The organism is Algibacter sp. 2305UL17-15, from assembly GCF_040720935.1.
GTDB lineage: Bacteria > Bacteroidota > Bacteroidia > Flavobacteriales > Flavobacteriaceae > Jejuia.
Genome location: NZ_JBFDAE010000005.1, coordinates 119,085 through 131,282 on the forward strand (window position 1 = coordinate 119,085; position 12,198 = coordinate 131,282).

Annotated in this window: 7 protein-coding genes; 4 read left to right on the forward strand and 3 right to left on the reverse strand. The window is 35.0% G+C overall.

Going from position 1 to position 12,198, the window contains the following annotated elements:
• The first annotated feature begins 4 nt into the window (after positions 1–4).
• The 4 genes from ABXQ82_RS07055 to ABXQ82_RS07070 all read left to right on the forward strand — a co-directional run bounded on the left by ABXQ82_RS07055 (position 5) and on the right by ABXQ82_RS07070 (position 4,084).
• Positions 5–577, forward strand: coding sequence for a hypothetical protein (locus ABXQ82_RS07055; RefSeq protein ID WP_367056964.1), 573 nt, complete (start codon positions 5–7; stop codon positions 575–577).
• Between the two features lie 11 nt (positions 578–588).
• Positions 589–999, forward strand: a complete 411-nt coding sequence (locus ABXQ82_RS07060) for a hypothetical protein (protein WP_367056966.1) — start codon at positions 589–591, stop codon at positions 997–999.
• A gap of 91 nt (positions 1,000–1,090) precedes the next feature.
• Positions 1,091–3,043: a YgiQ family radical SAM protein gene (locus ABXQ82_RS07065; protein WP_367056969.1), complete on the forward strand. Its 1,953-nt coding sequence runs from the start codon at positions 1,091–1,093 to the stop codon at positions 3,041–3,043.
• Between the two features lie 111 nt (positions 3,044–3,154).
• Complete coding sequence (locus ABXQ82_RS07070; protein WP_367056972.1) at positions 3,155–4,084, forward strand: hypothetical protein; 930 nt, start codon at positions 3,155–3,157, stop codon at positions 4,082–4,084.
• On the opposite strand, the gene ABXQ82_RS07075 is transcribed toward ABXQ82_RS07070, so the two are convergent.
• The 3 genes from ABXQ82_RS07075 to polA all read right to left on the reverse strand — a co-directional run bounded on the left by ABXQ82_RS07075 (position 4,077) and on the right by polA (position 12,128).
• Complete coding sequence (locus tag ABXQ82_RS07075) at positions 4,077–6,290, reverse strand: DNA cytosine methyltransferase (protein ID WP_367056975.1); 2,214 nt, start codon at positions 6,288–6,290, stop codon at positions 4,077–4,079. The genes ABXQ82_RS07070 and ABXQ82_RS07075 overlap by 8 nt on opposite strands.
• A 241-nt stretch (positions 6,291–6,531) precedes the next feature.
• Positions 6,532–9,189, reverse strand: a complete 2,658-nt coding sequence (locus ABXQ82_RS07080) for a DEAD/DEAH box helicase (protein ID WP_367056978.1) — start codon at positions 9,187–9,189, stop codon at positions 6,532–6,534.
• 80 nt (positions 9,190–9,269) lie between these two features.
• Complete coding sequence (gene polA, locus ABXQ82_RS07085) at positions 9,270–12,128, reverse strand: DNA polymerase I (protein ID WP_367056981.1); 2,859 nt, start codon at positions 12,126–12,128, stop codon at positions 9,270–9,272.
• Positions 12,129–12,198 lie beyond the last annotated feature (70 nt).

The window sequence follows — 12,198 nt, forward strand, 5'->3', positions numbered from 1 at the left end:
TACTATGAAAAAGATAAAATATGGCATCTCATTGCTTTTAGTAATGTTCACCACTTTGGGATGCGATGAACTCGAAGAATTACTGGAACAGGAAATAGAGGTGCAAACAACATTTATTACCGAGTTGGAAATTAATGTGCCAAATGCAGCTTCCCCAGATGAGGCCGTAGATTTTGAATCTAATTTTGGATTTTGGGATTTTAAAAAAGACCCTAATGTTTTAGATGTTATTGGGAGTACAGATGAAATCACAAAACTTGAAATTAATTCGGTACGTTACTTTTATAAGGATGTTGTTGGCAATGAAAATGCCCATGTTGAAGGTGCAATGGTTTTTGTGGTCGGCCAAGGAAATGAATCGTATAATACAGCTCAGACCAATTTAAAACAAGCCGATTTTAATAACACCTTGTTCACCCTAAATGGAGATTTTAGTCCGGTAAATGCAGCTATGACCCAAAACAAGACCATTGGTTTTTCTTATAAAGGTTCTGTATCCGATAATCCCGTCAGTTTTATAGCAGATGTTTCCATTTCGGTTACGGTAACCATTAAGCCCGACTTAGATAATATATAAAAACAAGTCTTATGAAAATTTCCAAATACAAGTTTTTAATAGCCATTTTGAGTATGACTCTGTTTTCTTGTGATGAAGATGAAGTGCTTTCTGAAAGTAGGGATCTATTGGAATTTGAAATTCTACTCATCAATAACAATTTTGATGTCTGCAATTCTATTTCATTAACATATCTTATAGATGAAGAGGGGGTGCAAACGAGCTATGATGTAGTTTCAGGAAGTTCCAAAACAGTTCATTTAAATGTTAGGAGAGGCGAGTTTATTGGTGTAACAGCCTTTGATACAAATGATAACACTAATAAGGTTTTGGCATTTGCAAATATCGATTCCAGCCACTATTCCAAGGATAAAGAAAACCGTTTGAGAGTGTATTACACAGAATGTCCGGTTATCGATAAAATTTTATGGGTTACTTTTTAGGGCTTCCCAAACAGGGAAAATAACTTATTTATCTCTTAGATTGAAGGCCTTATAATGTAAAGCGTCTATTTTTGCGTATTTTTGCAGCGCTATGCAAGACTTACAACTTTCAGATTGGTTGCCTACCACAAACAAAGAGGTTAAAATCCGCGGATGGGATGCGCTAGACGTTATCTTGTTCAGTGGCGATGCCTATGTAGATCACCCGTCGTTTGGACCTGCGGTTATTGGTCGTATTTTAGAAAGTTATGGCTTGCGGGTTGCCATTGTACCGCAACCTAATGTGAATGATAATCTTCAGGATTTTGTGAAATTGGGCGCTCCAAAATTATTTTTTGGGGTTACTGGTGGTTGTATGGACCCGATGATTAGCAACTATAATGCGAATAAAAAACGCCGAGATAAAGATGCTTACACCCCAAATGGCGATATAGGCTTTAGACCCGATTATGCCACAACCGTATATTCGAATATTTTAAAAGAAAAATGGCCAGATGTTCCTGTTTTAATAGGTGGGATTGAAGCCTCATTGCGTCGCGTTACCCATTACGATTATTGGAGTGATAAACTGATGCCCACTATTTTGGAAAGCTCAAAAGCAGATATGTTGGTGTATGGCATGGGCGAGCAACCTTTGCGGGAAGTAGTGCGTTTGTTGCAAAAAGGAGTGCCGTTTTCTAGTATTACCACTATTAAGCAAACAGCTGTTCTGTTGGATGCCAATGCGAAGATTCCAAAGAACAGTAATTGGGAAGATATTGAAATAGTATCGCATGAAATTTGTTTAAAAGATAAAAAGAAGTTTGCCTCCAACTTTAAAATTATAGAGCGGGAGAGTAATAAGCTGGCTGCACGCCGAATTTTTCAAAAAGTTGGGGATAAGACGTTAATGATAAATCCGCCGTATCCAACCATGACCGAGGATGAAATTGATGCCTCTTTTGAGCTGCCTTACACACGATTACCACACCCAAAATATAACAAACGCGGTCCTATTTCAGCTTATGAAATGATTAAGTTTTCCATCAACATCCATCGTGGATGTTTTGGAGGATGTAGTTTTTGTACCATTTCTGCACATCAAGGAAAATTTATTGCATCCCGTAGTCAGGAATCTGTGTTGCGCGAAGTGGATACTGTGGCAAATATGCCTGATTTTAAAGGCTACTTATCCGATATCGGTGGACCAAGTGCGAATATGTACAAGATGAAAGGGAAGATACAGTCTATATGCGATAAGTGTGTAGCACCTTCCTGTATTTCGCCTGTAATTTGTAGCAATTTAGATACCTCCCATAAGCCATTAACGGATTTATATCAGGCGGTTGATAGTCATCCGAAAGTAAAAAAGTCATTTATAGGTTCTGGAATTCGACATGATATGTTGGTGCCGGAGTTTAATAAAAATGCAGATCCGAAAGAATTGGACGCTTATACAGAAGAAGTGATGACGAAGCATGTTTCGGGACGATTGAAAGTAGCCCCAGAACATACCAGCGACCCGGTTTTAAAACTGATGCGCAAACCGTCTTTTAGTTATTTCCATAAGTTTAAGGAACGTTTTGATAAGATTAATATAGCGAAGGGATTGAAGTTACAATTGATACCGTACTTTATTTCAAACCATCCTGCATGTGAAGTCGAGGATATGGCGAATCTTGCCGCCGAAACCAAAGATATGGGGTTCCAGTTAGAACAAGTACAAGGCTTTACACCAACGCCTATGACGGTGGCGACGGTCATTTATTATAGCGGCTACCATCCCTACACGCTTAAAAAAGTAAAAACACCCATCACACGTAAAGAAAAAGATGAACAACATCGTTTTTTCTTTTGGTATAAAGAAGAAAACAAAGCGTGGATAAAAAAGACCTTAAACAAACTGGGGCGTCAGGATTTATTAAAAGTATTACTCCCAGAAAAAACGGAGAAGTGGCGTAAAAACAAACCTAGCGGAGAAGCAAAACATACTTTTGATGATGCCATTCCTTTTAATAAACGGAAGAACAAGGCTAAGTTTAGGGGGAAGAAGATGGGGCGGTGAGAAATTTTGACCATAGCAAAAGCACATGATTTACTATAATAAAACTTGCTTAAGGAATGTACTTTAGGGCAGAACTTATTTTTGAATATATTTACGAATAAATCTATTTTAATGACAATACCAGATTATTTTAGAAAAATATCAATAGAAAGTTTGTTTACAACCAATACAATGAATAATTGTTGGCCAATTTGGAAAGAAAGTATTGATGAGATTTTGGGAGAAGATTTTAACGAAACTGATATTATTAATCTAGGAGATCATTTGTCTGATATATTTAAATCAACTGGTGGAGAAGGTCGAGGTCAAAGTCAAGTTTCTGCTGGAGGAACTGCATGGGAATCCTTAGTTTGTTGGTATATTAATTTGTGTACTATTGGAAGCAAAACAGTTGCAATAAGAAAAATGAGTTTAGTGCCTACACCTATTCAAGATGCAATTACAGTAAATTATGGAAATTTTGCCTGCAATACAGAGTCAGATATAACTGTTATAACTTTTCCCGATGAATTAGAATTTAATACTAGAATAGAAGATTTAACTGTTCAAAATAATGGTGTAAATATAAATAATTTTAAAAAGGACAAGTTCAATACCGAAGTATCCAATTATTTATGTGGTAGGGACTTTGATAGTTTTGAAATTGGCGTTATTCAATGTAAAACTAATTGGAATGACAATGCTCAAATACCTATGTTATGGGATATGATATATTCTGCCAATGGCTTTAAAGGTAGAAACATTACAATAGGTCGTGATGGTTTCAATATTCATGACACCAATAATTTTACTTATTCTTTTGTAACAGTACCTTCAAATCAAAAAGCTAACTATAATTCTAATTCGGTTGCAGTAAAAAGAGTAACCAATCTTTCTGGTGGTAATTATTGGGGAAATCCTACTGAGCAACATGTGGCTAGATCACTAAAGGAAATTTTCACAAATAACTTCCAATCTGGTTACCCAAATAATATTAGAACAGAAATAAGAAATGCTATTCCTCTTCTTTCAGAAGAGTTATCTTATTTTAAGATTATTTAATATTTTTCAAAATTTCAGTTGCAACTGCTCTAGCTAAAAGTGGCGGAACTGCATTACCAACTAAAGTATATTGTGGTAATTCTGACTTCCTGTTATTTCCACCAGTAGAGCGTTTTCCTTGAAATACAAATGAATCATCAAACGATTGTAATCTGGCCATCTCCCTAACAGTTAAAGCTCTAGGGCAATTATAGTGTATATAATCATCAGCGATAGTCATTACAGTAGGGCTTTGTTTTTCTGGCTTTAATACGTTGTAATTCCTCTTATTTGTAGATAACCCACATTTCTCCAATTTTGTCTTGGCTTTTTTGTAATCGCCTTCTTTTAGTATAATATCAAGTCGCTTTATTACATCTTCACCTTGGTTACTTGTTTTGTGATTATGAAGTACGTCGAACACTTTTTCTCCATTATTTAGAGCCTCTGTACTTTTTACATAGAATGGCTTTTTTGCCTTTGTAAATCGGCCATTCAATCTTCCTTTTTTGCTCCAATCTGCATAGGTTTTCCCATTTGTTTTTAATGGTTTTCCATCAATTGAACGGTTTTTAAGAAGGCTTTTCATCTTTTTGGCTGTTCCATTATATTGTTTGGAAATATCAACCAATTGATAATGATGGACTTCTTCATTATTTCCTATAAAATCTAAATCATATAACGCTTCAAAAACAGAAACCTTTTCTTCTTCAGTAACTGTAGCAGGAATTTCGGATATGAATTTTTGGTCTTTTCTACATCCTATAAATAAAACACGTTCTCTGTTTTGTGGAACTCCGTAGTTAGATGAATTGGCAACAAAAGGTGCTTCAATTCTATAAAGTCTTATGTCGTTTATAATTTTATCTAATTGAGTGCATTGTTCCTTATTACAATAATCACGAATTATTGTAATACAATCATCTATGTTTAAAATGTAAATCTTTAATGCTTGGATAATATCATTACAAGATTTTTTAAAGTCTCTAGCAACGTTTAATTTACCAAATGCTTCTTCTATCTTATTGATAACTTCGTTTGAATCTATATCAGTAAGAAATTGAGTAAAAGAATCTACAAAATAATCATTGTCAATATTACAGAAATCTTTTTCCCGTATAATATCGCGTTTTAATTTTTCCCATTCTTTATTTCTAACTAATAGATTAAATCCGTGCCTAATGGTACTAATTCTTTCATCAGTTTTACTCGTTTTATAATCGGCAATATCTGGAGTTAACTTTTTGAATTTAGAATCAATGGTTTTTATATAAGTCTCTTTTGCTTCTTCCGCTTTTATATCAGTAAACTGTTCAATCTCAATTCTTTTAATTAAACAATCTAAAAGAAAATCATTATCAATATTTGTTTTCTTTAAAGATTTAATAAATGAAGTTAAAGCCGGAATTTCTTTAATATCAACTAGGGAATTGATTTCCTTAAGAATAAGTTCTTTTATTTTCCCTTTTTCTTTTGTTAAAATTCCTCTTACGTTCTCCATTATAAAATACTTTGGTTGAAGCACTTTAATGACTTCTAAATAATGGGAAAATAAATCATCTTTTTTATCAAACTTCTTCCTTTTTCCTGCTAGACTAAAACTCTGGCAAGGTGGTCCACCACAGACAACATCAACTTTTTTGCCTTTAGTTTTTGAGAGTAGATTGTCCAAAAAATCTGGCTCGGTAATGTCTTGGCATAAAAAGTCGGCATCTAAACCTAATTGATGGTTGTATCTAACTACATGCGTTAATTCTGAATTTTCGTTGATGTCATTTGCAACAAGAAAGTCAAAGAATTTGTTGTTGTGTTCTGCTTGAATGAAGCCTTCACTAAATCCGCCAGCTCCTGCAAATAAATCTACAAACGTAAATGGATTACCATAAAGAGATATTTGCTCTCTAATTATATTAACGCAATGGTCTTCTTTGTACGCCTTTACAAAATCGGTAAGTTTTGACTTTATTTCTTTATTTGAATAACTGTTTTTGTATGTGTTGTTAAATAATTCATCTGCTCTGCTTTTTAAATAACCTAGATAATGATTGATTTCTGTTACTCTTTCAGCTTTTTCTTTGACAAGTTGTGTTTCTTTATCAAAATCTTCTGGTTTAATTTTCTCGCCAGTTGAGATTTTTACTTGTTCAGAATTGCAGTTAATTCTTAAATGAATAGGAGCAAATCCTTTTTTATCAGATTTATCGAGATAGAAGTTTACAGTAGCCATAATTATATGTTGCGGACGTTTTTACGGACACGGACAAATTTACGGACAAATTTTTTGTTTTCAGATAAAATGGTATTTTTTTTAATATCTAATGCGCCTCCAACCAGTCCCAATCCCAACATCCATTAAAAAACTCTAATATTTCTAAAAACTATTATTTCTATTCACTTAAAGATTGTCAACCCAAAAATCCCACAATTAAACCATGTATTTCACAATGAAGCATTACCTTTTTTTAAATTTAGGACTTGCCACCATTCAAATCCATTTTAAAAGAAATTGAAACTTCTCCTGTTTCTTTGTTTACATTTACTTTTGGTGTTTCGCCATTTGCAAGGTTTTTGCCAGTGCTCATTTGGTATAATCCTGTTAAAAACTCCATGCCTTTGGTCATCACATCTTCCATTTGCTTAAAATCTGGAGCTGTTGTTTTCCTGTTTTCTGCTATTGGATGTTCATTGGTTTTACTTGATTCTTTTTCTTTGTATCTGGATTCAACTTCTAATACATCTTCTGTTTCGTTTTCTTGTAAAAGTGTTTCAGTTTCTATTAAATCGTCTTCCTCATTTAGCGATTCTAAAGGCATATTGACAGGATCTTCTTTAACAACTTCTTCTAATTGTTGAATGAATTGAGATTTTCCTTTTTCTGAGAAATCAACTTCATCTATTAGGTTGTTTTCATTTAAAACACCTTCAAAAAGATTTTGTTTTAACAACAATCCTGTGGCTATTTTCATTTCAATAGAATCGTAAGACAACAAATTAAAAACATGTAAGGTTTGTTTTTTCTGACCAATTCTGTCAATACGACCTATACGCTGGTTTTTCTTTGCAGGATTCCACGGTAATTCAAAATTTATAACCGTATCGGCAACTTGTAAATTAAGGCCAACACCACCAGATTCTGTTGATAAAAAAATCTTGCAATCGTCATTAGCTTCAAATTCCTTAATTAATTCCTGACGTTTTTTTACGGGAACTTTTCCAGTAAGCATGGTGTAAGTTATGCCTTCTTCCTTTAACATATCGCCAATAATATTGAGCATGGTTACCCATTCCGAAAAAATAATAATCTTTCTATTACTGTTTTTAATATTTAAACGTTGCATTAAAATATCCCTTAATTCCACCAGCTTTGGGGAATTATGCGATTGTTTGTCTATTAAATAACTGGAATCACAAACCATACGCATATTGGTTAATAAAAGCATTAGTTTTTGCCAGTCGTAAGTGGTTTTAAACTTTTTACCCAGTATTTTGGCAATTCCAGATGCAAAACTACCATGCATACTTGCTTGTTCGTCAGAAAGTGAAACATACACATTTTTTTGGATGACGTTTGGTAATTGGTCGAAAACATCTTTTTTCTCTCTTCTAATTAAAATGTCATTTAAGCGTTGCTTTAAGTTTTGAAGATTGTAATACCCGTGAATTCTATTTTTGGATTGGGTATTGAAAATACAATGTTGATACGAGAATTCCCATTGAGGTGCCAATAGATTTTGGTCAAGAAACTGAACAATGGAATAGAGATCCAACAGCTTATTTTCTAAAGGAGTGCCAGTAATTACCAAAGCGTGTTTTTTCTGAATGCTCTTAATGGCAATGGCTGTTTTGGTTTCGTAATTTTTAATTTTTTGGGCTTCATCCAGAATTACAAAATCATAATTTACGTCATTTATGGACGACAGGTCTCGCAATACGGTTTCGTAATTTATAATATGAAAAAAATCGGGATTTGTGGTGTACGTATGGTTTCGTTCTTCTGGAGAACCTTCAATTACGGTCGCTTTTTCATTGCTAAATTTTAAAACTTCGCTTTGCCATTGTCGTTTTACAGAGGCTGGACAAATAACGAGTGTTCTTTTAAAATTAAAAATATCCTTTTTTAGTATGGCAGTTGTTATGGCTTGAAGTGTTTTACCCAATCCCATTTCGTCTGCAATAATGACCCCTTTTTTAAATACCGAAAACGCAACACCTTCCTTTTGGTAAGGATACAATGTGGCATTTATAGGCGAATAATCCAGCTTGGTTTGCTGTTGTAACTGGTCTAGTTCGACGTTTTCAAAATGGGTTTCAATTTTTTCAAAAACTTCTTCCCGTATTTTTATGCGCTGAAAATCTCTTGAATTTTGAAAAAATGAAAAAAATGATGCTATTTTAAAATCTTCAATATATGTTGCATTTCCAAAATACGAGTTTATTAATTTTTCTTCGTCTGCACTTAATTCCTCGGGAAAATACCACGAAATTTTATAATCGTTTAATGGGTCTGTGTAAATTTCTATAAACGGAAATTCCTTTTTTAATCGTGCGGTTTTCTTTGGATTTTCTTCTAGATAATTATAGAGGTATAAAATATGTTTGGTAGTGCCTAATTTGTTGGTTTTCCAGTCTATATTATCAATATAACCTGTTTTGGTTTCAAAATCCCATAAAGTAACTTTAAACGATTTCCCTTTTTCGTTAATTAAACTGTGTTCGCCATACAGGTTATTGGCGAGCTTAACCTTGTAATTTGCTTTTTTTGCTTTGACTGCACGTTCTTCAAGCACACGATGTATCATCCCTTTTCGGGTATATTTTTTTCCGTCGGAAAGCGGTGTTTCCTTTAAATCATGTTTTATAATGTATAGCCCTACAAGACCATTAATATCCCATTCGGTTTCAGAACCGTCAATTTTTAATATTAAGTTATCTTCCGTTTCAGAAGCAACAATTTGGACATTTATGGGTTCTTCATTTTCAATTTGAATGGAAATCGCACTTTTTCCATAAGATAAAATAACATGTTCTTGGGTTTCAAAAATATGCTTTGCTTTTTCTATTTCTAATGGTGAAAGGATTTTGTGGTCTGCTATGGACTTTATGGTTTGGTTTACGAGTTTTATCATTGGGTAATATTTTTTGGTTTACTGTGCCCTATACATAAAATTGGTGCTAGAATTTCTGTTTTTTCAGGATTAAAATAATCTTAATGCGCCTCCAACCAATCAGCTCCAATACCAACCTCCACATCCAAAGGCACATCCATTTTAAAAGCATCTTCCATCTCCGTTTTAATCAAGGTTTTCATCTCTTCCAATTCTGGTTTATAAACATCAAACACCAATTCATCATGCACTTGCAACAGCATTTTGGTTTTATAATTACCAGCTTCCAGTTTGTTGTAAATATTAATCATAGCAACCTTAATAATATCGGCAGCACTACCTTGAATTGGTGCATTAACGGCATTTCGTTCTGCTGCACCACGCACCACAGCATTTCTCGAATTGATGTCTTTTAAATAGCGGCGACGTCCTAAAACGGTTTGCACATAACCATTATCACGAGCAAAATCGACTTGCTCGCCCATATAGGCTCTTAGTTTTGGGTAGTTTTTGTAATAGGTATCAATCAATTCCTTGGCTTCACTTCTGGATAAATCGGTCTGGTTGCTTAATCCGAAAGCGGAAACGCCATAAATAATTCCGAAATTCACGGTTTTCGCATTACTACGTTGCTCACGAGTCACTTCATCCAAAGGCACATTAAATACTTTTGAAGCGGTAGAAGCATGAATGTCTTCACCGTTTTTAAAAGCTTCAATCATGGTTTCTTCTTTACTTAAAGCAGCGATAATACGAAGTTCTATTTGAGAATAATCGGCAGCCAATAAGACGTAGTCTTCGTTTCGCGGAATAAAGGCTTTGCGCACTTGTCGTCCGCGTTCTGTACGGATAGGAATGTTCTGTAAGTTTGGATTGTTGCTGCTCAATCGTCCTGTGGCCGCAACGGTTTGCATATAGTCGGTATGCACACGTCCTGTACTTTCTTCAACTTGTAAAGGCAAAGCATCAACATAGGTACTTTTTAATTTTGATAGCCCTCTGAAGTCCAAAATATCCTGAATAATTTCATGGTCTTTTGCTAAATAGCTCAGCACATCTTCAGCCGTGGAATATTGCCCGGATTTGGTTTTTTTCGGTTTGTCCACCAACTTCATTTTTTCAAAAAGGATGACGCCTAATTGTTTTGGAGAGGCTATATTGAATTCTTCGCCTGCTTTCTCATAAATTTTTTCTTCTAAAGTTTTAATGTCTTTATCCAGTTGTTCCGAAAGGCTATTTAAGAAATCTTTATCCAAATTAATACCTTCCAGTTCCATATCGGCCAAAACACGCAATAAAGGGATTTCAATCTCATCAAAGAGTTTTTGGGTATTGGCTTCGCCTAGTTCATTTTGAAAATGTTCCTTTAATTGCAAGGTGATATCCGCGTCTTCAACTGCATATTCGGTTTGTTTATCTAACGGCACTTCTCGCATTGACAACTGGTTCTTTCCCTTTTTGCCAATCAAGGTTTCAATGGAAATAGGGGTATAGTTCAAATAGGTTTCTGCCAAAACGTCCATATTATGGCGCATATCTGGATTGATGAGGTAATGTGCCAACATGGTGTCGAACAATTTGCCTTTTACTTCAACATTGTATTTCGCCAAAACCTTGATGTCGTATTTTAAATTCTGACCGATTTTTTCAATGGTTTCACTTTCAAAAAACGGACGTAATTGCTCAATAAGTTCTTGAGCTTCATCTTTGTTTTCTGGAAATGGTATATAAAACCCTTTGCCAACTTCCCAAGAAAAAGCTATACCAACGAGTTCTGCAGTTAAAGGATTTAACCCTGTAGTTTCTGTGTCAAAACATACAGAAGTTTGGTTCATCAAGTTTTTAATGAACAGTTTTGTTGCCATTCCTGATGCGACACTTTGGTAAAAATGTGAGGTGGTTTCGGCTGTTTTTCTTGCAAATGCCGAACTTGTTTCAGTATCCGTTTCATTTGATGGATCTGCTCCAAAAAGAGAAAATTGACCTGCGCCAGCCGATGTCATTTCTTTAGGAGTAGATTTCGATTCAGTTTTTTCTTGAGATTCAGATTTAGCAGTAGTATTGCTGGTTTCCGCTTCAACAGCAAATGTCTTTAAAAAATTATCTGTTAAGCGTCTAAATTCCAGGTCTTGAAAAATGTTTTTAACAGCTTCAATATCGGGGTGGTCGAGTTCAAAATCCTTCGCATTAAAATCCACCGGAACATCCAGCATAATGGTGGCCAGTTTTTTGGAGAGCAACCCCAACTCGCCATTGGCTTCCACTTTCTCTTTCATTTTGCCTTTTAGCTTATCGGTATTGGCAAGAAGCCCTTCCATACTGCCAAATTCCTTGATGAATTTTTTTGCGGTTTTTTCGCCAACACCCGGCAATCCGGGGATGTTATCACTGGAATCTCCCATCATGCCTAAAAAGTCAATAACCTGCATGGGCTCTTCTACTTCAAATTTTTTCTGAACTTCGGGGATGCCCCAAGTTTCGTAGCCACCGCCAAAAACGGGACGGTACATAAACACATTTTCGGTTACCAGTTGCGCAAAATCCTTATCGGGCGTTACCATATAGGTTTTATAACCTTCTTTTTCCGCTTGACGGGACAATGTGCCTATAACATCATCGGCTTCATAGCCATCCTTGACCATAATGGGAATATGCATGGCTTTAAGGATATTGTAAATATGCGGAATGGCAGTAAGAATACCTTCGGGGGTTTTATCTCGATTGGCTTTGTATTCGGTGTACATCTCAACACGATCGGCACTTCCGCCTTTATCAAAACAAACCGCTAAATGATCTGGGCGTTCACGTTTAATGACATCCAATAAGGAATTCATAAACCCCATAATGGCGGAGGTGTCTTCACCTTTGGAATTGATACGTGGGTTTTTTATAAAGGCGTAATACCCACGGAAGATTAAAGCATAGGCATCGACAAGAAAAAGGCGTTTTTGATCGGACATTTGAATGATTTTGAAAGAAACTCAAAGCTACAAAAACCAGTAGTACAATACACAGTTTTTTAATTAAGGT

Coding starts and splice junctions, on each gene's coding strand:
- ABXQ82_RS07055 (WP_367056964.1), top strand. CDS start 5: ATGAAAAAGATAAAATATGGCATCTCATTGCTTTTAGTAATGTTCACC.
- ABXQ82_RS07060 (WP_367056966.1), top strand. CDS start 589: ATGAAAATTTCCAAATACAAGTTTTTAATAGCCATTTTGAGTATGACT.
- ABXQ82_RS07065 (WP_367056969.1), top strand. CDS start 1,091: ATGCAAGACTTACAACTTTCAGATTGGTTGCCTACCACAAACAAAGAG.
- ABXQ82_RS07070 (WP_367056972.1), top strand. CDS start 3,155: ATGACAATACCAGATTATTTTAGAAAAATATCAATAGAAAGTTTGTTT.
- ABXQ82_RS07075 (WP_367056975.1), bottom strand. CDS start 6,290: ATGGCTACTGTAAACTTCTATCTCGATAAATCTGATAAAAAAGGATTT.
- ABXQ82_RS07080 (WP_367056978.1), bottom strand. CDS start 9,189: ATGATAAAACTCGTAAACCAAACCATAAAGTCCATAGCAGACCACAAA.
- polA (WP_367056981.1), bottom strand. CDS start 12,128: ATGTCCGATCAAAAACGCCTTTTTCTTGTCGATGCCTATGCTTTAATC.